The organism is Paenarthrobacter sp. AR 02, from assembly GCF_021538675.1.
Lineage (GTDB): Bacteria > Actinomycetota > Actinomycetes > Actinomycetales > Micrococcaceae > Arthrobacter.
In genome coordinates this window covers 162305-185567 of sequence record NZ_JAJUKH010000007.1, presented here as the reverse complement: position 1 = coordinate 185567, position 23263 = coordinate 162305, and the positions used below count along the sequence as shown (strand labels likewise).

Below are 23263 nucleotides of genomic sequence, written 5' to 3'. Positions count from 1 at the left end.
GAAACCGAACGCCAAGCCTGTTACCAGGACTTCATCGAGCACTACAATCGCAGCAGGCCACACACGGCACTCAAAGGCGCCTCCCCAGCCAGCCGCGTCACCAACCTACCGGGTTAGTACACCTAGACGTCCGCTGCCCTTGCGCGCAGTGCCCGGACCACGCCGTCGCGGTTCTCCAGCATCATGCGGCGCAACGCGGCGCTTTCTTCGGGAAGCCCAGCGAGGAATTCATCCGTGCGGTCCACGGTGGCTTGCGTGGTGAGCTGCGCTGGGTAGAGGCCCACCACAATCTGCTGGGCCAGGGCGTGGGTGCGTTCCTTGACGATCCCGGGGACGGCTTCGAAGTATTTCCCGGCGAACGGCTCCAGCAAGGCGGTGTCGGGCACCCGCATGAAGCCGGCGACGGCGGACGCCTGGAGAGCATTGGAGAGCTCACCCTTGACCACAATCGAGTCCCAGGCCGCTTGCTTGGCCTCGGCGGTGGGGATGGCTGCCTTGGCTTGCGCCGCAGCGTTTTGGCCGTTCGAGGTGTTGTCCCGAGCCAGTTCAGCGTCGATGCGCTCCTGGCCCTGGCGGCCCCCGGCCACCAAGGCAGTCAGGAGCTCCCACCGCATATCCTGGTCGACTGCCAGGCCCTCAAGGGTTTCCGTCCCGTCCAGGAGGGCCTGGAGGCGGTCAAGCTGCCGATCGCTTCGCGCGAGCTGGGCGAAAGCCTTTGCGAACTGCAGCTGTGCGTCCGAGCCGGCCTCGACCGCGGATGCAAGCTCCCACAGCTTTTCGGCCGCCGCGGTGGTGGCCTCCAATTTGTGGTCTGCCGCCACGTAATAGGTCAGCGTGGTCGCGAGCTGGCGCAGCTGGACCAGTATTACTGACGAGTCAGTTTCGTCGGCAATGTTGGCCAGGATCAGGTCCGCATAGCCGCGGGCCGGGGTTTCGCCGTCGCGGGCTGCGTCCCAGGCCGAGCCCCACACCAGGGTCCGGGGAAGGCTGGCAGCGAAGTCCTTCAGGTGTGCCTTGGCTGTCGCCAGGCTATCCGGATCCAGGCGGACCTTTGCGTAGGCAAGGTCGTCATCGTTGAGCAGGATCAAGTCAGGACGCTTGATGCCCACCAGGGCAGGAACTTCCGTGCGGGGGCCGTCCACGTCGAGCTCCTCGCGGTGCGTCCGTTCCAGCTTCCCGTTGGCCGAGAGGTTGTAGAAACCGACCGCCAGGCGGTGCGGGCGGAGGGTGGGCTGTTCCTCGATCGCGGTCTGCCGTATGGCGAAACCTGTGATGGTGCCGGCGTCATCGACCGTGAGTTCAGGGGAGAGGGTGTTCACGCCGGCTGTCTCGAGCCAGAGCTTGCCCCACTGGTCAAGGTCGCGTCCGGACGCGGCTTCGAGTTCCACCATGAGGTCTGCGAGCTCGGTGTTCTTCCAAGCGTGCTTGGCAAAGTATGTGCGGACGCCGGCCATGAACTGCTCCGGACCAACCCATGCCACCAACTGCCGGAGCACTGAGGCGCCCTTGGCGTAGGTGATGCCGTCGAAGTTGACCTCAACGTCCTCGAGGTTGTTGATTTCAGCGAAGATGGGGTGCGTTGTTGGCAGCTGGTCCTGCTTGTACGCCCAGGACTTCTCCACGGACGCGAAGGTGGTCCATGCGCGGTCGAATTCCGTGTTTTCCACGGCTGCCAAGTGGGACATGTACTCAGCGAAGGACTCGTTGAGCCACAGGTCGTTCCACCAGCGCATGGTCACCAGGTCCCCGAACCACATGTGGGCCAGTTCGTGCAGCACCGTGATGGCACGCCGTTCAATCTGGGCACCGGTGACTTTGCCGCGGAAGACGTAGCCCTCCAGGATGGTGACAGCGCCTGCGTTTTCCATGGCTCCGGCATTGAATTCGGGCACGAAGAGCTGGTCGTACTTCTCGAACGGGTAAGGGCACCCGAACTGGGCCTCGAAGAATTCGAAACCCTGCCGCGTGAGTTCGAAGATGTTGTCCGCATCGAGGTACTGCATGAGGGACTTCCGCGCGAACACCCCGAGCGGTATGACCCGGCCGTCGGTGCTGGTGACCTCGGAACGGACGGACTGGTACGGCCCTGCGATCAGGGCCGTCACGTAGGAGGACAGCCGCGGCGTCGGGGCGAACTTCCAGACAGACCGTGCACCGCCGTCCTCTGCGGGTTCGGTTTCGGAAGGGACGGGCGTGGGGGAGTTTGAAATGACATCCCAGTGCGAAGGCGCCGTCACGGTGAAGGTGAACGTGGCCTTCAGGTCCGGCTGTTCGAAGACGGCGAACATGCGGCGCGAATCCGGGACTTCGAACTGGGTGTAGAGGTAGGCCTCGCCGTCTACGGGGTCGACGAAGCGGTGGAGGCCCTCGCCGGTGTTCATGTAGGGGGCATCCGCAACGACCGTGAGCTCGTTCTCTGCCGCGAGTCCGGGGAGCTGGATGCGGACTCCGTCGGCGACCTCCGCGGGGTCCAGTTCCGTGCCGTTGAGGGTCACGCTGTGGACGGTGTGCGTGATTGCGTCGATGAACGTCGAGGATCCGGGGCGCGCCGAGAACCTGACAACCGTGATGGAGCCAAAGACCTCCGGGCCTTTGGTCAGATCCAAGGTGACGTCATACGACTCGACGTTGAGCAGTTCGGCGCGGGCGGCCGCTTCATCGCGGGTGAGGTTCAGGCCTGGCAAAGTGGTGCCTCCGGGAAGGTGGGGTGACCGACCGGTAGGCCCGGCCGCTGGTGTGAAGCCATTCTTTCACTCCCTGACCGTAAGGCAAGGAGCTCCCACCATAGTGTCGTCCTGACGGAGTAGCGTTGAGGCATGGGACGGTTCCGGGACACGCTCGACCTCCGCGCGCTACGGTTCGCGGTGGCTTTTCCTTTGATGCTCGCGGCAGGATTCGTTGTGTGCGCGCAGATGCTGCGCAACGACCTTCCGCAACCAGTCGCTGTCATGTGGAACGCCGACGGCGGCACCTCCTTCGCGCCTTTTGGCGCCTACGTAGCCGGAGGCGCAGCCCTGATCATCGTTTTCGGATGGGCCGCTTTCCTGCAGGCCGTACCGTTGGCCCGCCCGGTGGTCATGCGGCGCGTCATGATGGGCCTTGGACTCATGCTCAGCCTCTTCATCACCACTGTGCTGGCAGCCGGGCTGGTAGGGCAGTCCGGGCTTGCGGACGCCAGGTTGTCCCACGTCGATCCGATCGTATTGGCAATGGGAAGCGGTGCAGCCTTGGCCCTGGGCGTCGTAATGATGTTCGCTTTCAAGCCCGACCCCCGCTGGACTCCCGAGGACGACGCCGCACTGCAATCGGAGCTTCGCCTCCTGGAGGACCCCGACCTCGCCAACGACACCCTGAGGATGTGGGTCCATGCCCGTAGCTCCGTATTCATCATGATCATTGTTTCGGCGCTGTTCCCGGCTGCCCTGATCGCGGTGGTGGTCCCGTGGCTGGGTGCCCTGGTCGCCGTGGCGGCCCTGGTGGGCGCGGGATTCCTGTTCGCCCGGGTGCGTGCCGACAGGGGAGGGCTGCAGGTCTTCGCGGGCGGCCTCGTACGCGTCCTGGCCGTTCCCGCCGTCGACATCGCAGCAGCGGCACCCGCGGAAGTCAAAGCTGCGGATTACGGCGGGTGGGGATGGCGCCACCACGACGACGCCACGGCAATGCTCGTCAGCAGCGGGCCCGCGGTAGTCGTCAGGAGGCTCAATGGGCGGCGTGTGGCGCTGAGCGCCGGAACCCACGCCTCCGCGGACAAACTTGCCGGAATCCTGAACAGGGCGGCCCATCGGGCCCAAGGCGACGGGCAGACCCAGCAACCCGGCTAGCGGTACCCTAGGTAGCGCATCCCTCATCGCCGCGCCCGGCCAGTGCTGTGCCACTGCCCAGTGCCGTACCTGCGCGCCAGAAAGAAACGGACTTCCTGTGACTACACCCCGCGTCCACATTGCAACTGACCACGCCGGCATGGAACTGAGTGCCCACCTGGTCAGCCACCTCACAGCCAAGGGCTACGAAGTGGTGGATCACGGTCCCAAGGAATACGACGCCCTGGACGATTACCCGTCGTTCTGCATCAACGCAGGCGTCGCTGTGGTCGCCGACCAGGAAGCTGGCGTGCACGCCTTGGGAATCGTCCTTGGCGGCTCCGGCAACGGCGAACAAATTGCCGCAAACAAGGTCAAGGGTGTGCGAGCCGCCCTGGCGTGGAACCTTTCGACAGCCAAGCTCGCCCGCGAACACAACGATGCGAACGTCGTCGCAGTCGGAGGGCGCCAGCACAGCGTCGAGGAGGCCACGGAGCTGATCGAGGCATTCCTTGCTGAGCCTTTCAGCAACGACGAACGGCATGTCCGTCGGATCGGCAAGATCGCGGTGTACGAAAACACCGGCGAAATCGTCGAATAGTGCCGGAAGGCCACTCGGTCCATCGCCTGGCCCGCCAATTCCAGGATGTTTTTGGCGGCCAGCGGTTGGAAGTTACCAGTCCCCAAGGACGGTTCTCCGCCGGGGCTGCGCTGCTGACCGGGCACACCATGGTTGACGCCATGGCCCACGGAAAGCAGTTTTTCCTCAGCTTCGACCACGGACTGTTCCTCCACGTTCACTTGGGCCTGTACGGTGCCTGGAGTTTCGGGGGCGACGAGTCCTTTACCGGGGCGTCCAGCATCGGCGCTCCCCGTCGAATCGGCGAGCGGGAGACTGGCTCGGCCGCGCCGGACGGTGCCTACGCCGGACCGCCTCCGCCCGTAGGGGCGGTGCGGGTCCGCCTCGTTTCGGACCACGGATGGGCTGACCTGCGTGGGGCCACCACCTGTGCGGCCATCACAGCCGCGGAGACAGAGGCCGTGCTGGCAAGGCTGGGCCCGGATCCTCTGCATAACCGGCCGGGGGACCGTGACGAGTTCATTCGGCGCCTGCGTCGCCGCAAGACTGCCGTTGCCTTGTTATTGATGGACCAGTCGGTGCTCGCCGGAGTAGGCAACATCTACCGGGCCGAAGTGCTGTTCCGACAGGCAGTTGATCCGTGGACCCCGGGAAACAGCATCGACGCCGAAACGGCTGGCCGGCTGTGGGATGACACGGTGGCAACAATGGCCGACGGCGTCCGTGACGGTCGGATTGTTACGACGCCTCCGTCGCTGTGGACCGTTGGAGGGGCAATCGCGCCCGACGCCGATGCGCACTTTGTCTATAAACGTCACGGCTTGCCCTGCCGGGCTTGCGGGACGCTGGTGGGCATCACCGAAATTGGTGCTCGCAAGCTCTATTGGTGTCCCGGCTGCCAGGTTTAGGCGGTTCCAGGCTCTGTTTTGAAGCCAAAAACAGCTGGAAGCAAAAAGCGCCCCGATCCGAAGATCGGGGCGCTTTGCTGGAGGGGACGACGGGAATCGAACCCGCGTAATCAGTTTGGAAGACTGAGGCTTTACCATTAAGCTACGTCCCCAGGTGGACATCCTCTTCAGGACGCTTTCCCTGTGGCTGTTGAAGCCGGGTACAACTAAACCTAATTCCGGCGGCGGTGTCAAATGTGCATTCTTGGCCCGCTTGCCCGTAGACTGTCCTGTGCATTCGGGGTGTAGCTCAGCTTGGCTAGAGCGCCTGCTTTGGGAGCAGGAAGTCGCAGGTTCAAATCCTGTCACCCCGACTCTGTGTTTGTGTCCGCTTCAGGGATACGACAGAACCCCATACCCACAAAATCAGGAGTACTTAGACTGTGAAGAGCGCTGTCGAGAACCTCACCGCAACGCGGGTCAAGCTCAACGTTGAGGTTCCCTTTGAGGAACTGAAGCCGAGCATCGATGCCGCGTACAAGACCGTTGCTTCGCAGATCCAGGTTCCCGGATTCCGCAAGGGCAAAGTTCCTTCCAAGCTCATCGACCAGCGCGTCGGCCGTGGCTACGTACTGGAAACGGCCATCAATGATGGCCTGAACGGCTGGTACCAGGCTGCTGTCCAGGAAACCGGCGTTCGCCCGCTGAGCCGTCCCGAGGTTGAAATCACCGAAGTTCCGGACCCGTCCGCAACCGATGGTGAACTCAAGTTCCAGGTCGAGATCGACGTCCGTCCCGAGATCGAACTGCCGGAATACTCCGGTATCAAGGTTGAGGTTGCTGCTGCGGAATCCTCCGAAGCCGACGTCGATAAGGCCCTCGATGAACTGCGCGGCCGTTTCGGCACGCTGAAGTCCGTTGAGCGTCCCGCCAAGAACGATGACTTCCTCACCATCGACATCAACGCCACGATCGACGGCGAAGAGATCGACTCCGCTGCCGGCCTGTCCTACCAGGTAGGCGCAGGCACCATGCTCGAAGGCCTGGACGAAGCCGTAACCGGCCTCTCTGCTGACGAAGAAGCAATCTTCGACACCACGCTGGTCGGCGGCGACCACGCCGGCGAAGCTGCTCAGGTCAAGGTCACGGTCAAGGCCGTGAAGGAGCGCGAGCTCCCCGAAGCCAACGACGACTTTGCGCAGCTGGCCTCCGAGTTCGACACCCTGGCTGAGCTCCGTGAGGACCTTGCCAAGCAGGCTGCCGACTCCAAGGTTGTTGAGCAGGGCGTTGAGGCCCGGGACAAGGTCCTGGACAAGCTCGTTGAGCTCGTCGAGGTCCCCGTGCCGGACTCGGTGGTGGAAGAGCAGATCGAAGCGCACTTCAACCCGGAGAACGCACACGGCGAAGGTGACCACGACACCGAGGAGCACCGCGCCGAGGTCAAGGCCAACACCGAGCGTGCTTTCCAGAACGAGATCATCCTTGACGCCATCGCGGACAAGGAAGAGGTCAATGTCAGCCAGAACGAGCTCATTGACTACATCGTGACCACCGCCAGCCAGTACGGCATGGACCCGAACCAGTTCGCCCAGATCATTGATCAGAGCGGCCAGGTTCCCATGATGGTTTCCGAGGTCCGCCGCCGTAAGGCGCTGGCCGTCGTCCTGGGCCAGGCAGAGGTTGTCGACTCCGAGGGCAACAAGGTTGACCTCACTGACTTCGTCCGGCCCGCCGGCGAAGCTGCAGCCGAGGAAGCTGAAGCTGTCGAAGCAGCCGACGAAACGGAAACTCCCGCAAGCGACGATCCCGCCGCTGTGAAGTTCTAATACACACCGCCTACCGACCCCGGATCTTCTGATCCGGGGTCGGTTTGCTTTAAGGCCCCCCGCTGGCGCTGATCCCAAACGTGCGCCGTCAGCGAACAGCGCGATTCCGGCGAACAAATCACCCCCGAAAACGGTTAGTGTCCAAGTAGTGAAGTTCAGTGAGGTCACTGGCACCAGCGAGAGGTAAGTACTTATGTCACAGCAATCAGAGGCTCCCCGGATGGCAACTGTCGATCCCGCAGCCCAGGACAACTACATCTACAACCGCCTGCTGAAAGAGCGCATCATTTGGCTCGGCTCTGAAGTGCGTGACGAGAACGCAAACGCCATCTGCTCGCAGCTGCTCCTGCTCTCGGCCGAAGACCCGGAGAAGGACATCTACCTGTACATCAACTCCCCTGGTGGGTCCGTGACAGCCGGCATGGCCATCTACGACACCATGCAGTTCATCCCGAACGACGTCGTCACCGTCGCCACCGGCCTGGCTGCTTCCATGGGCCAGTTCCTCCTGTCCTCCGGAACGAAGGGCAAGCGCTATGCAACCCCCAACGCCCGCATCCTGATGCACCAGCCCTCGGGCGGCATCGGCGGCACCGCCTCGGACATCAAGATCCAGGCCGAGCTGATCCTGCACATGAAGAAGGTCATGGCTGAGCTGACCGCGGAGCAGACAGGCCAGACAGTCGAAACCATCCTCAAGGACAACGACCGCGACAAGTGGTTCACCGCTGCCGAGGCCCTGGAGTACGGATTCTTCGACAAGATTTCGGCGCACGCCGGCTCTGTTGCCGGCGGTGGCGGAACGGCCAACCAGTCGAACTCCGACAACTGACCGGCACTAAAGAACCACTGAAACCCAGGAGTAAAGAACATGAACTACAACTTCGGATGGTCTGCCGGTAATCTCCCGTCCAGCCGTTACGTCCTGCCCCAGTTCGAAGAGCGCACGCCTTACGGCTTCAAGCGCCAGGACCCGTACACCAAGCTGTTCGAGGACCGCATCATCTTCCTCGGCGTCCAGGTTGACGATGCCTCGGCCGATGACATCATGGCCCAGCTGCTGGTCCTGGAGTCAACGGACCCGGACCGCGACATTACCCTTTACATCAATTCGCCGGGTGGCTCGTTCACCGCCATGACGGCTATCTACGACACCATGCAGTACATTCGCCCGGAGATCCAGACGGTCTGCCTCGGCCAGGCGGCCAGCGCCGCAGCGGTCCTGCTCGCCGCCGGTACACCCGGGAAGCGCCTGGCGCTGCCGAATGCGCGTGTACTGATCCACCAGCCGGCCCTGTCCGGCGGCCAGGGTGGCCAGGCCTCTGACCTGGAAATCCAGGCTGCCGAGGTCATGCGCATGCGTACGTGGCTTGAGGACACGCTGGCCCACCACTCGGGTCGCACCTCGGAGCAGGTAAACAACGACATCGAGCGTGACAAGATCCTGACGGCCGCTGAAGCCATGAGCTATGGTCTGATCGACCAGGTCCTTGACTCCCGGAAGATCAAGCCCCAGGCAATCGCCCGGTAGTAACCGGAATTGAACGCCGGTGCGGTTCACGAAATATGGACCGCACCGGCGTTCTGTTTCCACCCAAGCAGCCCATTGTGACCTAGAGTGGATCTTGTCACGGTGGTGCCAACCGCGGCTTGGCCGCACACTTGAGTACGGCGCGGCGCCGCATCACCCGCATGCAACGAAGGGATTCCCACATGGCTCGGATTGGCGAGAGCACGGATCTGCTGAAGTGTTCTTTCTGCGGAAAGAGCCAAAAGCAGGTGCGGAAGCTGATTGCCGGGCCCGGTGTGTACATCTGTGACGAGTGCATCGAGCTCTGCAACGAAATCATCGAAGAGGAGCTTGCAGAGGTTTCCGATCTCGGTAGCTTCGAACTGCCCAAGCCCCGCGAGATCTTCGACTTCCTGCAGGAATACGTCATTGGCCAGGAACCGGCGAAAAGGTCCCTGGCCGTTGCCGTGTACAACCACTACAAGCGCATCCAGGCAGGGCATGCACCCAAGACCGGCAGCCTGGGCGAGGGCTCGCACCACGAAGACGTGGAAATTGCCAAGTCCAACATCCTACTGATTGGCCCCACTGGTTGCGGAAAGACCTATTTGGCCCAAACGTTGGCGCGACGGCTGAACGTCCCGTTTGCTGTTGCCGATGCCACGGCACTGACAGAGGCGGGTTACGTTGGCGAGGACGTTGAAAACATCCTGCTGAAACTCATCCAGGCTGCCGACTATGACGTCAAGAAGGCCGAACAGGGCATCATCTACATCGACGAAATCGACAAGATTTCCCGGAAGAGCGAAAACCCTTCGATCACCAGGGATGTTTCCGGAGAAGGCGTCCAGCAGGCACTCCTGAAGATCCTCGAGGGCACCGTGGCCTCGGTTCCACCGCAGGGCGGCCGGAAGCACCCCCACCAGGAATTCATCCAGATCGACACCACCAATGTGCTCTTCATCGTGGCCGGTGCGTTTGCTGGATTGGAAGACATCATTGGTTCCCGGTCCGGGCGCAAGGGCATCGGCTTCGGAGCTCCGCTGAACGAGGCCAGGGACAACGTCGACACATATGGCGAAGTCATGCCCGAGGATCTGCTCAAGTTCGGGTTGATTCCCGAATTCATTGGTCGACTCCCGGTCATCACCACCGTTTCCAATCTTGATCGCCCCGCCTTGATCCAGATCCTGTCCACGCCGAAGAACGCCCTGGTGAAGCAATACCAGAAGATGTTCCAGCTTGACGGCGTGGACCTGCAATTCGACGACGACGCCCTCAACGCCATTGCCGACCAGGCGCTGGAGCGCGGCACGGGTGCCCGGGGCCTCCGGGCGATCATGGAAGAAGTCCTGCTGCCAGTGATGTTTGACCTTCCCAGCAGGGACGACATCGCCACAGTGGTGATCACCTCGGACGTCGTGCTCAAAAAGGCGCAGCCCACCATGATTGCCCACGATGTCGTCGCCAAGCGCAGGAATAAGTCGGCCTAGGCGCCCGTTGGTGAAAGTAAGGCGCGGCTCCGCCGGAGTCGCCAGCCAAACACCCTCCCACTTATTCCAAGGAGTTCCCTGTGCCCGAACAGACTGCCAACAAAGCTGATTTCTGGTTCGACCCCGTGTGCCCGTTCGCGTGGATCACGTCACGTTGGATCGGGGAAGTGGAGCAGGTTCGTGGAATCGAGACCGAATGGCACGTCATGAGCCTTTCGGTGCTCAACGAAGGCCGTGACCTGCCCGACGAGTACCGCGCCATGATGGATGACAGCTGGGGACCTGTCCGTGTCATCATTGCCGCCCAGGAACTGCACGGCGACAGCTACGTCAAGCCCCTCTACGACGCCATGGGGGAGCAGATCCATCATGAAGGCAACAAGGACCGCGCCTCCGTCATCCAGAAGGCGTTGGCCGAGGTAGGCCTTCCTGCCGAGCTGGCACGCTTCGCAGGCTCGGACGAGTACGACGCCAAGCTGCGCGAAAGCCACGAGGCCGGTATTTCCTTGGTCGGCCAGGACGTGGGTACCCCGGTGGTTGCGTTCAACGGAACAGCATTCTTCGGCCCGGTCCTGACCCGGATTCCGCGCGGCGAAGTGGCCGGTAAGCTGTGGGACGCCACGGTCACTTTGGCTGACTACCCACACTTCTTCGAGCTGAAGCGCAGCCGCTCGGAAAGCCCCGAATTCAGCTAGTCGGAAATAATCCAGCTACTTCAGGAACCGTGATGTCCTACGGTCGGCCAGGATCTTGCCGTTGGTCTGGCACGTAGCGCAATACTGCAGGGAGGTGTCCGCGAAGGACACCTCCCTGACTGTATCCCCACACACCGGGCAAGCTTGTCCTGTCCTGGCGTGCACGCGGAAATTGCTCCGCTTGGTGTCTTTGAGTTCACTGGATGGCTTGCCTGCCGCGGCATTGACAGCACCCACCAGGACTTCCTGCATGGACGCGTAGAGGCGGGCCACGGTCTCCTTGTCCAGCGACTTCGCGCTTGCGAAAGGAGAGATCCTGGCCGCGTGGAGTATTTCGTCGCTGTAGGCGTTCCCGATTCCGGCAATCACGCCCTGGCTGCGGAGCAACCCTTTGATCTGTTGCGAACTGGATGCGAGGATGGCGGCAAAAGAGTCGACGTCGAAATCCGGACTGAGCGGTTCGGGACCCAAGGTGGCGATACCGGGTACGTCATGGGGATCCTTGACCACGTATATTGCCAGGCTCTTCTTGGTTCCGGCTTCGGTCAGGTCGATGCCGATGTGGGCATCGTCGGAAGGCCTGTGAAGGAGCAGCCGCGCTGCGATGTTGCTTTTCCCCATGCGCAGTCCGGCAGATGAGGGATGCTCTGTGTAACGCACCCAGCCGGCCTTCGCCAAGTGGAACACGAAGTACAGGCCATCAACATCGACGCACACGAACTTCCCGATTCGGCGGACTCCTTGAACTGTCCGGCCTTCAAGTGCACTGTACGGTGGGTCGGCAGTCTTCAGTGCCGAGAATGAGTTGATGCGGACTTCGGTTAACACGGCGCCATGGAGTTGGGTGTCCAAGTACATGCACAGCCCGTGCACTTCGGGGAGTTCCGGCATGGTCATACTCTGCCATACGGGAGGCCGAACCCGCAGGAAAGAGAGCCAAAAAAGCCTTCGACGAACTACAGTCCTGTAGTTCCTCCGAAGGCCTTGTGCATGGGACGCGGCGGGACAACAATGGTTCTTACCCACTTCGAAAGAAGAGGGACACGGAAACCAAAGATTCAGTGATATGCAACCAACGCAGCCTTTGGCGAAGTTGGAAGCAAGCTACCAGTGACGAAGTAGGAAGACCTGAAATTCCAAGGATTCCGCCAGACTGCCAAGACGTCACCAAGCAGCCGAAAGTCGAAGCCCCACCAACGGCAAAACGCTGATGGGGCTTCCCCTTTGCCCAAAAAGGGCACAATCCAGGACGCTGGGCCCTGCTAGGACGCCGGGACGTCCTCCGCAGGTGCCAGGACAACATCGCTGACGGCCAAGTCGCCTTCGCCGGACTGGAGCGTGATCTCCTTGGCGTTGGCAGCTGCCTTCAGGTCACCGAGGCCAGCCTTCAACTGGGCTACGAGTACCTCAGGAGCGGTGATGGCTGCTGAGAGTACCTCGGTGCGCTGCTTGACCTTGGCTTCGGACTTTGCTTTCCGGATACCGCTGAGGGCAACGCCCACGGTGCTGAGCATGGTGGTGTCGCCGTCGGTGATTTCCACGGCGGCGGGCCATGCCGCACGGTGGACCGAACCGGTGCGCCACCAACCCCATACCTCTTCGGTAGCGAAGGGCAGGAACGGCGCGAACAAGCGCAGGAGTGCATCCAGCGTGGTTGCCAACGCTGCAAGCACGGAGGCCTGTTCTGCTTCGCCGGCCGCACCGTAGGCTCGGTCCTTGATGAGCTCCACGTAATCGTCGGTGAACTGCCAGAAGAACGATTCCGTGATCTGAAGCGCACGGGCGTAGTCGTAATTCTCGAACGCCTTGGTTGACTGCGCGACGACGTCCGAGAGCTGGGCGAGCAGCGCGCGGTCCAGCGGGTTGGTCAGAACCGAAAGGTCGGTGGTGACAACCGAGTTCTCCGTGGCACCGAGGTTCAGCACGAACTTCGAGGCGTTGAGCAACTTGATGGCCAGGCGGCGGCCGATCTTCATCTGCGCGATCTCGTACGCGGTGTCGGCGCCAAGCTTGGCTGATGCAGCCCAATAACGGACAGCGTCAGAGCCGTACTCGTTGAGCACATCCGTGGGCACCACAACATTGCCCTTGGACTTGGACATCTTCTTACGGTCCGGGTCCAGGATCCAGCCGGAAATGGCCGCATGCTTCCAGGGGGCGCTCTTCTGCAAGGCATCCGCACGGACGACCGAGGAGAACAGCCAAGTGCGGATGATGTCGTGGCCCTGGGGACGGAGGTCGAACGGGTAGACCTTGGAGAACAGCTCCTCGTCGCGGCTCCAACCGCCCACGATCTGCGGGGTGAGGGAAGATGTGGCCCAAGTGTCCAGGACATCGGCGTCACCCGTAAAGCCGTTGGCCTGGTCGCGCTGCGATTCCTCGAAGCCGGGAGCGGCGTCGGCGGCGGGGTCCACCGGCAGCATGTCGTCAGAGGGCAGGATGGGGTTGTCGTAGTCCGGGTTGCCTTGGGCGTCCAGCGGGTACCAGACGGGGATGGGCACACCGAAGAAGCGCTGGCGCGATACGAGCCAGTCGCCGTTCAGGCCGGCGATCCAGTTTTCGTAGCGGGAGCGCATGAAGGCCGGGTGGAAGGTGATCTCCTGGCCACGGCCGATCAGCCGTTCCCGGCGTTCCTCGTCGCGGCCACCGTTGCGGATGTACCACTGACGGGACGTCACCACTTCGAGGGGCTTGTCGCCCTTCTCGAAGAAGTTCACAGGGTGGGTGATCTTCTTGGGTTCGCCATCGAGCAGATCGGCGGCCTTGAGCAGTTCCACCACGGCTTCCTTGGCGGAGAAAGCGGTCTTGCCGGCGATGGCTGCGTAGGCTTCCTTGCCGGCTTCGGTATTGATCCACTCCGGGGTGTCGGCGATGATCCTGCCGTCGCGGCCCATGATGGCTCGCGTGGGGAGCTGGAGTTCACGCCACCAGGTGACGTCGGTCAGGTCACCGAACGTACACACCATAGCGATGCCGGAACCCTTGTCCGCCTTGGCGAGCGGGTGGGCCTTGACCTCAAGTTCCACGTCGAAGAGGGGAGACTTTACTGTCTTGCCGAACAGCGGCTGGTACCGCTCGTCGTCGGGGTTTGCCACCAACGCCGCGCAGGCTGCAAGCAGTTCCGGGCGGGTGGTCTCGATGAAGATCTTTTCGCCGTCCTCGGTGAAGAACGGGTAGCGGTAGTAGGCGCCGGCAACTTCGCGGTCCTCAAGCTCCGCCTGTGCCACGGCGGTACGGAAGGTAACGTCCCACAGTGTCGGTGCCTCGGCCATGTAGGCGTCTCCGGCTGACAGGTTCGCGAGGAAGGCGCGCTGCGACACGGCGCGGGAGGTGTCGTCGATGGTGCGGTATGTCAGGTCCCAGTCCACGGACAGGCCCAGGGTCTGGAACAGGTTCTCGAAGACTTTCTCGTCCTCAACGGCGAGTTCCTCGCACAGTTCGATGAAGTTCTGGCGCGAAACGACGTCGAAATCGCGCTGGTTCTTGGCCGGCTGGGCCGGGGGCGTGTAGTCGGCCTTGTAGGGAACGGCGGGATCGCAGCGCACACCGTAGTAGTTCTGGACACGGCGCTCAGTGGGCAGCCCGTTGTCGTCCCAGCCCATGGGGTAGAACACGTTCTTGCCGGTCATGCGCATGTAGCGGGCCTGCACGTCGGTCTGGGTGAAGGAGAACATGTGGCCCACGTGGAGGGAGCCTGATGCCGTCGGCGGGGGAGTATCGATCGAGTAGACCTGCTCCCGGGTGGTGTCCGGGTTGAACTTGTAGGTTCCCTCGCTCAGCCAGCGCTGCGTCAGGGCAGCCTCGAGGCCTTCAAGGGCCGGCTTGTCGGGAACGTTGATGGGGGCGGTGGCGGGCGTGTCTGTACCCTGCGTTGATTCAGCCATGGACCAATTGTTTCATGGCTGGATAGACGCACGTTACAGCCCGCCGTCCGGTGGCCCCGCACTCCCGATAGGGTGGTGCCATGACTTTGGCAGCACACCAGATCCCCGCAGTACAGAACAAAACCGCCGTCGTTACGGGGGCGAGCACCGGCATTGGCGAGGCCACCGTGAGGGCTTTGGCGTCCGCCGGTTGGAAGGTCTTCGCGGTGGCACGCAGGGCTGACCGCCTTGGCGCCCTGGGTGCCGAAACCGGCGCCGTGCCGTTCCCGGCTGACATCACGGTCGACGACGACGTTGCGGCCTTGCTCGCGGCCGTCACCGAAGCCGGAGGTGCGGACACCCTCATCAATATCGCCGGCGGTGCCCGTGGCGCGGACATCATCGCGAACGCCGACACCGAGGACTGGGACTGGATGTACCAGGTAAACGTCCTGGGCACCATGAAAATCACGCGGGCGTTCCTGCCGATGCTGCGCGACAACGGCGAAGGAACTGTCCTCAACCTGACCTCGACGGCCGGGCTGTCCGCCTACGAAGGCGGTGCCGGCTACAACGCGGCCAAGTTCGCCCAGCACGCCATGACCAATGCCCTGCGCCTGGAAGAGGTTGGCAACAACGTCCGGGTCATAGAGGTCGCTCCCGGTCTTGTGCTCACGGAGGAATTCGCCCTCAACCGCTTGGGCGACAAGGACGCCGCTGCCAAGGTGTACGAGGGCGTCGAGAAGCCCCTGACCGCTGCGGACGTGGCCGACGTCGTAAAGTACGCCGTCTCCTTGCCGCACCACATCAACCTCGACCAGATCGTGGTCCGCCCGGTAGCCCAGGCCGCCAACCACAAACTCGTCCGCAAGCAGGCCTAGCCAGCGGGGATGCTGAGCGTGGCCATGATGGCTGCGTGGTCACTGCCGGGAACCTGGCGGACCGAGTAGTTGCTGCTGCTGATCCGGGGCGTTGTCACCATATGGTCAATGACGATCCCCGGCAGCGGCGGACCTTCCATCGGCCACGTGGGGGAGAACCGGGCACCGGCGGCTGTCCCTGCATCGACAAGTTTGCGCCCGTCCGGTCCGGAGTCCAGCACGGCCCGGAACTCCGAATGGTCATAGGTGGAGTTGTAGTCGCCCATGAGCAGCTGGTTGCCGGGTCGGGCGGCCTGGCGTGCGATCTTCCCAAGGTCGCTCCGCCATTGGGCTATCCGGACATCCACAGGCGGAAGAGTGTGGACATTGGTGAGGTGCAACGTGGCCTTGGAACCAGCAGCCGGGTCGGCCGCGAGGACACGGGTTACGTCCATGGTGAACGGGGTGTCCGGCAGTTGCCCCTCGGTTTCCAAAGGAAACACCGAGTACACCGCGCCGCCCGAGGCGTCGTCATTGGGTTTGTTGAGGTGTTGGGGCAGTAACGTCTCCAGGCCCTCGGACCGCAGGCGATCCTCCAGTCCTTGCGTGAACTCCTGCATCACCAGCAGCTGGACGCCGTTGTCGCGGACCAAACCCACGATCGTGGCTGCATCCGCCCCGCCATACTCGGAGTTCAGGCTCATAACCTTGACTGCGGCAGTAGGAGTCCCCGCGGACAACGGCTCCGCCTTCCCTGCGTCAAAGGGGAAAAGCCAGAACAACTGCGCGGCAAGCAGGACCGTGCTGGTGCCCATCACCCAGGCACGCCGCCCCAGTACCGCGAGGAGCAATGCCAGCACCGTAGGCAGCACCATCCACGGGGTGAACGACAGCAGCTGGACCACCGGCAGAGGCCACTCAGCGGGAACAGCACGGAAGATGGACAGCCCCGCTACCGGGAGCATAAGGAGCAAGGCCAGCGCCGACCACACAATGGACGGCCGTCGCCGTCGAGCGGGGCGGGTTTCCGGAACGGCAGCAGCTGGATGCGTCATGGATCCGAGTCTATTCACGCGCGGCGCGCGGCCGCCTATCAGGGAAGAACTGCCGAGTAGAGCAAGGAGCCCCGCTGCCGCTAGACTTGGAGGACAAGCTTTGACCCGGCCATCACCGGTGAGCTTCCGGAAGAACAGCACAGACCGTCCACGTGGCGGCCAGTGCCCAGTAGAACCGGACGGGTAAGCCCGTCACAGCAGTAATGAGAGGCCGGGACTCTGTGTCCCGGTAAGTGAGGTGGTACCGCGGTACCCGTGTCGCTGACAAGCGTCACAGGAGCCGTCCTCGCATCCTGACAGTCAACCAGCTATCACAGGATATGAGATGACCCACTACCCCAAGGCCTCAGCGTCTTCTTCCGGCACGCACGGCGTGTCCGCTTCCGTGAAGTTCCCGGAGATCGAAGAACGCATCCTCAAATACTGGGATGAAGACGGCACCTTCCAGGCCAGCATCGACCAGCGCGATGCGGGCAAGGACGGCAGCAACGAATTCGTCTTCTACGACGGCCCTCCCTTCGCCAATGGCCTGCCCCACTACGGCCACCTCTTGACGGGCTACGCCAAGGACCTCGTAGGCCGCTACCAGACCCAGCGCGGGAAGCGCGTGGAGCGCCGCTTCGGCTGGGACACCCACGGACTGCCGGCAGAGCTTGAAGCCATGAAGCAGCTCGGCATGACGGACAAAACCCAGATCGAAGCCATGGGCATCGACAAGTTCAACGATGCCTGCCGCGCCTCAGTCATGAAGTACGCCAACGAATGGAAGGCCTACGTCACGCGCCAGGCCCGCTGGGTGGACTTCGAGAACGACTACAAGACCCTCAACGTCGAGTACATGGAGTCGGTCCTCTGGGCTTTCAAGCAGCTGCACGAGAAAGGCCTGACCTACAACGGCTACCGCGTCCTTCCGTATTGCTGGAAAGACGAGACGCCACTGTCCAACCATGAGCTCCGCATGGACGACGACGTCTACAAGAACCGCCAGGACCAAACAGTCACGGTCACGTTCCCCATCAAGGCCAACGGCTCCGCGCTTTCCAAGGAACTCGAAGGCGTCCAGGCGCTCGCCTGGACCACGACGCCCTGGACGCTGCCCACCAACGCAGCGCTCGCCGTCGGGCCTGACATCTCTTATGCAGTGCTGCCCGCCGGACCGAACGGCGTGAAGGCCGCTTCCGCTGAGGCGCCGGTTTCCGGAAGCTTCATGCTGGCCGCTGATCTCGTGGGGTCCTACGCCAAGGACCTGGGGTACGACGACGCCGCTGCCGCAGCTGCCGCTGTAGTGTCCACTTACACGGGCGCCCAGTTGGAAGGCCTCGAGTACGAACCGCTCTGGAACGATTTCGCCGATACCGAAAAGTACGGGACCCAGAATGCCTGGCGGATCCTCGTTGCGGACTACGTCACCACCACCGACGGTACGGGCATCGTTCACCAGGCTCCGGCTTACGGTGAAGATGACCAGAAAGTCTGTGAAGAAGCCGGCATCCCGGTGGTTCTTTCCGTGGATGAGGGAGCCAAATTCCTTCCCCTGTTCGCCCATGGCCGCCTCGCGGAAATCGTCGGCCTGCAGGTCTTCGAGGCCAACAAGCCGATCACGCAGGTTCTCCGCGCCGATGGCCGCTTGGTGCGCCAGGCCAGCTACGAGCACAGCTACCCACACTGCTGGCGCTGCCGTAACCCCTTGATCTACCGCGCTGTGTCCTCCTGGTACGTGGAAGTCACCAAGTTCAAGGACCGCATGTCCGAGCTGAACCAGGAGATCAACTGGATCCCCGGAAATGTCAAAGACGGCCAGTTCGGCAAGTGGCTGGAGAACGCACGTGACTGGTCCATCAGCCGCAACCGCTACTGGGGTTCGCCCATCCCGGTGTGGCAGTCGGACGATCCCGAGTACCCGCGCACCGACGTCTACGGCTCGTTGGCCGACCTTGAGGCGGACTTTGGCCGGCTTCCTGTCAACAACGAAGGACAGGTGGACCTGCACCGTCCGTTCATCGATGAACTGACCCGGCCCAACCCGGACGACCCCACGGGCAAGTCCACCATGCGCCGCGTCGAGGACGTGCTGGACGTATGGTTCGATTCCGGCTCGATGCCTTACGGGCAGGTCCACTACCCGTTCCAAAACGAGGAATGGTTCGACACCCACAACCCTGCGGACTTCATCGTGGAGTACATCGGCCAGACCCGTGGCTGGTTCTACATGCTGCACATCCTGTCCACGGCTTTGTTTGACCGGCCGGCGTTCCGCAACGTCATCAGCCACGGCATCGTGCTGGGCTCCGACGGGCAAAAGATGTCCAAGAGCCTGCGCAACTACCCGGACGTGTCCGAGGTCCTTGACCGCGACGGTTCCGACGCGATGCGCTGGTTCCTCATGTCCAGCCCCATCCTGCGCGGAGGCAACCTGATCGTCACCGAACAGGGCATCCGTGACGGCGTGCGGCAGGTCATCCTGCCGCTGTGGAACGTATACAGCTTCTTCACGCTGTACACCAATGCCGCCAACGGCGGTGCGGGTTACGACGCGAAGCTGCGTTACGACGGCTACTCCGACACGCTGGACCAGTACCTCATGGCCAACACGGGGGACCTGGTCCGCAACGTCACGGCAAGCCTGGACAGCTATGACATCTCCGGTGCCTGCGACGAACTGCGCAGCTACCTGGACATGCTCACCAACTGGTACGTCCGGCGCAGCCGCCAGCGCTTCTTCGACGAGAACGTTGATGCCTTCGACGCCCTGTACACGGCCCTCGAAACGATCTGCCGTGTCTCCGCCTCCTTGCTCCCGCTTGTCTCCGAGGAGATCTGGCGCGGATTGACGGGCGGACGTTCGGTCCACCTGGCTGACTGGCCTGACGCTGCGTTGTTCCCGTCCAACCCGGAACTCGTCGAAGCCATGGACCGTGTCCAGCAGATCTGCTCCACCGGTTCGAGCTTGCGCAAAGCCGCCAATCTTCGCGTACGCCTGCCCTTGCAGGAACTGACTGTCGTGGCACCGGGCGCGGATGCGCTGGAAGGCTTTGCCGCCGTCGTCGCGGATGAACTGAACCTGCGCTCCGTGCGCCTCATGGACGCTTCCTCTGCCTCGCCGGAAGAATTCGGCATCGAGCAGAAACTCGTGGTCAACGCCCGGGCCGCCGGTCCGCGCCTGGGCAAGAACGTCCAGCAGGCCATTAAGGGCTCCAAGTCCGGCGACTGGTCCGTGAACGACGGAGTGGTGGTGGCCGGCGGCCTTGAGCTTGAGCCCCACGAATACACCTTGGAAACAGTGGTGGCCCAGTCGGCCGACGGCGGTGCTGCCGCTGCTGCCGTCCTGCCCGGTGGGGGTTTTGTGGTCCTCAACACCGAGGTCACGCCGGAACTTGCCGCCGAGGGGCTGGCCCGCGACATGGTCCGGGCCATCCAGCAGGCACGCAAGGACGCTGGACTCAATGTCAGTGACCGCATCCGCACGTCTGTTCAGGCCGCGCAGGACGTTGTCGACGCCCTGGAAGCCAACGCTGAGCTGGTCAAGACCGAGACACTCACCTTGGAACTCGAAGTCCTGGTTGCCGGCGTCGACGAACCGCAGGTCACCGTCGCAAAGGCAGGGGCCTGATCATGACTGACGAATTCTCGGTGGAAAGCGTCTACGCGGAACTCCTTGGCCGGGCACCGGAAAACAAGATGGAGCCACGCCTGGCGCCGCTGTTCCGTGCCATGGACGTGCTCGGAGAGCCCAACAAGGCGTACCCGATCATCCACATCACGGGCACCAACGGTAAAACGTCCACGGCCCGCATGATCGAAGCCGGACTGCGTGCCCATGGGCTGAGCACCGGGCGGTACACCAGCCCGCACCTGTCCAAGGTGACCGAACGCATCAGCATTGACGGTGAACCCGTCCCCGATGCGACGTTCGTGCGTATCTGGGACGAGATCCGCCCCTACCTGGAAATAGTGGACAGCGAACTGGTTGCCGACAACCAGCCGCGCCTGACCTACTTTGAATGCCTGACCATCCTTGGCTTTGCGGTCTTCGCTGACCAGCCGGTAGACGTAGCAGTCATTGAAGTCGGCTTGGGAGGCATCACCGATGCCACCAACGTTGGAGACGGCCAGGTCTCGGTCATCACGCCGATCTCGCTGGACCATACGGACCTGCTGGGCGACACCACCGAGGACATTGCTTACGAGAAGGCCGGAATCATCAAGGCCGGCGGCTTCCTGGTGAGCGCTGCGCAGCCGGTTGACGCGGCCCAGGTCCTCCTGGAGAAGGCCCGCGAAGTGGACGTGCCCTTCCGCTTCGAAGGCGTTGAGTTCGGCGTTGAATCCCGCAGCGTGGCCGTGGGTGGCCAGGTCCTGACCATCCAGGGACTCGCCGGTCGCTACGAGGATCTTCTGCTGCCGTTGCACGGCGCCCACCAGGCCGAGAACGCCGCTGTTGCCGTGGCTGCCCTTGAGGCATTTTTCGGCGGGGGAGAGAAGGAGCTCGACGCCGAGGTGCTGAAGGAAGCATTCGGCACGGTGACGTCGCCCGGCCGCCTTGAGGTGGTGCGGACCGCTCCCACTGTGGTGGTGGACGCTGCCCACAATCCGGATGGAATCCGGGTCTCTGCCGAGGCCATCCAGGAGGCCTTCAGCTTCAGCAAGTTGGTGGTGGTTGTGGGCATACTGCGGGAGAAGGATGCCGAGGAGATCCTGAAAACCCTCAAAGAGTCCCTTGGCGGACTCGCCGAGGAATTCTGCTTCACCCAGTCCAACTCGGCACGTGCCGTTCCCGCAGCGGAACTGGCCGAACTCGCCGTCGACCTCGGTTTTGGTGAGGACAACGTACATATCGCGGAGAAGCTCGACGACGCCCTCGAATGGGCTGTGGAGCGTGCCGAATCCAACGACGACCTCGCCGGTGGCGTCCTGGTGACCGGATCGATCACCGTGGTTGCAGAGGCTCGAATCCTGCTCGGAAAGGCAGGTGCCTGAGCGTGGCCAAGATGACGAAGGCCCAGCGCGAATGGCGGCCGGGCATGCCGAAGAAACGTCGGTCCACCAAGGTGATGTTCGCGTCCACGGTGCTTCTGCTGGAGGCCTTCGTGGCGTTCTTCGGCACCCTGGCGGTCTTTGGGCTGAAGCGCGGCGAGGTGGACCCGGGCATCATCCTGGGCGTGGGCATCGCGTTGAGCGTTGTGCTGGTCCTGACGTGCGCAGTGTTGTCCAAAACCTGGGGCATCGCAGTCGGCTGGGGCTTGCAACTGGTCCTCATCCTGACGGGCTTCGCTGAGCCCACGATGTTCATTGTCGGCATCCTCTTTGCCATCTGCTGGTGGTATGGGATCAGAGCAGGGATGCGCATTGACCGCGAAGTGGCGCAACGGGACCGTGAGCAGGCGGAATGGGATGCGGCCCATGGTGACGAAGCAGGCACCCAAACCCCGTAAACTGGCATGAAAACCACTGACCAACCACATTGGAGCAACTGTGAGCATTGAACGGACCCTCGTCCTGGTCAAGCCCGACGGCGTCGCCCGTAACCTGGGCGGAACCATCCTCGCCCGGATCGAAGCCAAGGGCTACACCCTGGCGGAGCTGAAGAAGGTCAACGCGACCCGCGAGCTGCTGGAACAGCACTACGAGGAACACGTCGGCAAGCCGTTCTATGAGCCCCTGGTCGAGTTCATGCTGAGCGGACCGGTCATCGCTGCGGTCTTCGAGGGCCACCGTGTGATCGAAGGCTTCCGGTCGCTGGCAGGAACTACGGACCCCACCACTGCGGCACCGGGCACCATCCGTGGCGACTTCGGCCGCGACTGGGGCCTGGCGGTCCAGCAGAACCTGGTCCACGGTTCGGATTCCGTTGATTCCGCTGAGCGCGAGATCAAGATCTGGTTCGAGGGCTAAGAACGCCCCACCGAGATGACGGAAAAGGCCAATGTTCGACTCGAACATTGGCCTTTTCCATCATCTGGCGGGAGTTTGCGCGTGTTTCCCTAGTAGCCGGACGTCCCGGCGAACACGTGAAGGAATGCGAAGAAAATCGTGGCGGCGACGGCGACGTAGAGCAGTGCCACAATGATCCAGCCGGAATCACCCAGCAGTTTGGCCAGCGCCGGCGGTCCCTTGATGACACCGGTGGAGATGTTCCGGATCGTCACCCAGACGAACAGGGGAATCATGACGGCCCAGACCACCATGCAGAACGGGCACAGGACGTTGATGACGTAGAGGGCCTGCGACCACAGCCACACAACGAATGCGAAACCCAGGGTTACCCCGGCCTGCAGGCCCAGCCAGTACCAGCGGGAGAACTTTGCGCCGGCAAGGAGGCCCATGGCGGTGGTGATGATGACGGCGAACGCGACAATCCCGATGAACATGTTCGGGAAGCCAAACACCGAGCTCTGGGGAGTTTCCATGACCTTGCCGCAGGAAATCCAGGGATTTACATCGCAGACGGTGACATGGTTGGGGTCCTTCAGAACTTCGAGCTTCTCAAGGACCAACGCCCCTGAAGCCAACCAGCCAATGACTCCGGTGATCAGCAGGAGCCAGGCAAAGGGCTTGTCCCGCACGGTCTTGGGCAGTGCAGCGCGCACGGTGGACTGTTCTTCCACCGGCGTGGAGGCATTCTTGGCCAGGTTTCCCCTGGCGGTGCTCGGCATCGCGGATCTGATCCTTTTCGATATGTGGCCCGGCGGGGCGGGAA

19 protein-coding genes and 2 tRNA genes are annotated in these 23263 nt (G+C 62.7%); 15 read left to right on the top strand and 6 right to left on the bottom strand.

Annotated elements, in window-relative coordinates:
* A partial coding sequence (locus LRQ04_RS20770; protein WP_374198954.1) for an integrase core domain-containing protein occupies nucleotides 1-117 on the top strand: 117 nt, incomplete at its 5' end.
* A 5-nt stretch (nucleotides 118-122) separates the two neighbouring features.
* On the opposite strand, the gene pepN is transcribed toward LRQ04_RS20770, so the two are convergent.
* Entirely contained in the window at nucleotides 123-2684 is a 2562-nt protein-coding gene (gene pepN / locus LRQ04_RS14555; protein ID WP_235520907.1) for an aminopeptidase N, read from the bottom strand.
* 132 nt (nucleotides 2685-2816) lie between these two features.
* Between pepN and LRQ04_RS14550 the strand changes: the two genes are divergently transcribed.
* The 3 genes from LRQ04_RS14550 (at nucleotide 2817) to LRQ04_RS14540 (ending at nucleotide 5288) form a co-directional block, all read left to right on the top strand.
* Nucleotides 2817-3821 (top strand): hypothetical protein, encoded by a 1005-nt coding sequence (locus LRQ04_RS14550; protein WP_235520905.1) that lies wholly within the window; start codon nucleotides 2817-2819, stop codon nucleotides 3819-3821.
* Between the two features lie 97 nt (nucleotides 3822-3918).
* Complete coding sequence (locus tag LRQ04_RS14545) at nucleotides 3919-4401, top strand: ribose-5-phosphate isomerase (RefSeq protein WP_257367922.1); 483 nt, start codon at nucleotides 3919-3921, stop codon at nucleotides 4399-4401.
* The gene (locus LRQ04_RS14540) at nucleotides 4401-5288 is read left to right on the top strand and encodes an Fpg/Nei family DNA glycosylase (protein ID WP_235520903.1); all 888 of its coding nucleotides are present in this window, start codon (nucleotides 4401-4403) and stop codon (nucleotides 5286-5288) included. Before LRQ04_RS14545 ends, LRQ04_RS14540 begins: the two co-directional genes overlap by 1 nt.
* Nucleotides 5289-5366: 78 nt before the next feature.
* On the opposite strand, the gene LRQ04_RS14535 is transcribed toward LRQ04_RS14540, so the two are convergent.
* Nucleotides 5367-5440, bottom strand: a tRNA-Gly gene (locus LRQ04_RS14535).
* A 126-nt stretch (nucleotides 5441-5566) separates the two neighbouring features.
* Between LRQ04_RS14535 and LRQ04_RS14530 the strand changes: the two genes are divergently transcribed.
* The 6 genes from LRQ04_RS14530 to LRQ04_RS14505 all read left to right on the top strand — a co-directional run bounded on the left by LRQ04_RS14530 (nucleotide 5567) and on the right by LRQ04_RS14505 (nucleotide 10791).
* Nucleotides 5567-5641 (top strand) — tRNA-Pro (locus LRQ04_RS14530).
* 69 nt (nucleotides 5642-5710) lie between these two features.
* On the top strand, nucleotides 5711-7093 hold the full coding sequence (gene tig, locus LRQ04_RS14525; protein WP_235520901.1) for a trigger factor: 1383 nt from the start codon (nucleotides 5711-5713) through the stop codon (nucleotides 7091-7093).
* A 220-nt stretch (nucleotides 7094-7313) separates the two neighbouring features.
* Nucleotides 7314-7925, top strand: coding sequence for an ATP-dependent Clp protease proteolytic subunit (locus tag LRQ04_RS14520; RefSeq protein WP_283091474.1), 612 nt, complete (start codon nucleotides 7314-7316; stop codon nucleotides 7923-7925).
* A gap of 39 nt (nucleotides 7926-7964) precedes the next feature.
* Nucleotides 7965-8624 (top strand): ATP-dependent Clp protease proteolytic subunit, encoded by a 660-nt coding sequence (locus LRQ04_RS14515; RefSeq protein ID WP_144659025.1) that lies wholly within the window; start codon nucleotides 7965-7967, stop codon nucleotides 8622-8624.
* 182 nt (nucleotides 8625-8806) lie between these two features.
* Nucleotides 8807-10096 carry an ATP-dependent Clp protease ATP-binding subunit ClpX gene (gene clpX / locus LRQ04_RS14510; RefSeq protein WP_235520898.1) on the top strand — a complete coding sequence of 430 codons (1290 nt, stop codon included), beginning with the start codon at nucleotides 8807-8809 and terminating at the stop codon, nucleotides 10094-10096.
* Nucleotides 10097-10176: 80 nt separating this feature from the next.
* Nucleotides 10177-10791, top strand: coding sequence for a DsbA family protein (locus LRQ04_RS14505; protein ID WP_235520896.1), 615 nt, complete (start codon nucleotides 10177-10179; stop codon nucleotides 10789-10791).
* 15 nt (nucleotides 10792-10806) lie between these two features.
* On the opposite strand, the gene LRQ04_RS14500 is transcribed toward LRQ04_RS14505, so the two are convergent.
* Together LRQ04_RS14500 and valS are read right to left on the bottom strand one after the other, a co-directional pair.
* The gene (locus tag LRQ04_RS14500) at nucleotides 10807-11682 is read right to left on the bottom strand and encodes an Fpg/Nei family DNA glycosylase (protein ID WP_235520894.1); all 876 of its coding nucleotides are present in this window, start codon (nucleotides 11680-11682) and stop codon (nucleotides 10807-10809) included.
* Between the two features lie 371 nt (nucleotides 11683-12053).
* Nucleotides 12054-14675, bottom strand: a complete 2622-nt coding sequence (gene valS, locus LRQ04_RS14495) for a valine--tRNA ligase (RefSeq protein WP_235520891.1) — start codon at nucleotides 14673-14675, stop codon at nucleotides 12054-12056.
* 80 nt (nucleotides 14676-14755) lie between these two features.
* Here valS and LRQ04_RS14490 point away from each other — a divergent pair, with 80 nt between their 5' ends.
* Nucleotides 14756-15535 (top strand): SDR family oxidoreductase, encoded by a 780-nt coding sequence (locus tag LRQ04_RS14490; protein WP_235520889.1) that lies wholly within the window; start codon nucleotides 14756-14758, stop codon nucleotides 15533-15535.
* On the opposite strand, the gene LRQ04_RS14485 is transcribed toward LRQ04_RS14490, so the two are convergent.
* Nucleotides 15532-16569: an endonuclease/exonuclease/phosphatase family protein gene (locus LRQ04_RS14485; RefSeq protein ID WP_235520887.1), complete on the bottom strand. Its 1038-nt coding sequence runs from the start codon at nucleotides 16567-16569 to the stop codon at nucleotides 15532-15534. The two genes, LRQ04_RS14490 and LRQ04_RS14485, sit on opposite strands and share 4 nt — an antisense overlap.
* A gap of 325 nt (nucleotides 16570-16894) precedes the next feature.
* Here LRQ04_RS14485 and ileS point away from each other — a divergent pair, with 325 nt between their 5' ends.
* Genes ileS through ndk form a run of 4 tightly spaced genes read left to right on the top strand, consistent with a single transcriptional unit; the run spans nucleotide 16895 to nucleotide 22458 of the window.
* Complete coding sequence (gene ileS, locus LRQ04_RS14480; RefSeq protein ID WP_235520885.1) at nucleotides 16895-20179, top strand: isoleucine--tRNA ligase; 3285 nt, start codon at nucleotides 16895-16897, stop codon at nucleotides 20177-20179.
* A 2-nt stretch (nucleotides 20180-20181) separates the two neighbouring features.
* Nucleotides 20182-21543, top strand: coding sequence for a folylpolyglutamate synthase/dihydrofolate synthase family protein (locus LRQ04_RS14475; protein WP_235520884.1), 1362 nt, complete (start codon nucleotides 20182-20184; stop codon nucleotides 21541-21543).
* Nucleotides 21544-21545: 2 nt separating this feature from the next.
* A complete protein-coding gene (locus tag LRQ04_RS14470) occupies nucleotides 21546-21998 on the top strand; it encodes a DUF4233 domain-containing protein (RefSeq protein WP_235520882.1) in 453 nt (150 codons plus the stop codon).
* Between the two features lie 40 nt (nucleotides 21999-22038).
* A complete protein-coding gene (ndk, locus tag LRQ04_RS14465) occupies nucleotides 22039-22458 on the top strand; it encodes a nucleoside-diphosphate kinase (protein WP_062069281.1) in 420 nt (139 codons plus the stop codon).
* Nucleotides 22459-22547: 89 nt separating this feature from the next.
* Here ndk and LRQ04_RS14460 read toward each other — a convergent pair whose 3' ends face one another.
* Nucleotides 22548-23219, bottom strand: coding sequence for a vitamin K epoxide reductase family protein (locus tag LRQ04_RS14460; RefSeq protein ID WP_235520879.1), 672 nt, complete (start codon nucleotides 23217-23219; stop codon nucleotides 22548-22550).
* Nucleotides 23220-23263: the final 44 nt, after the last annotated feature.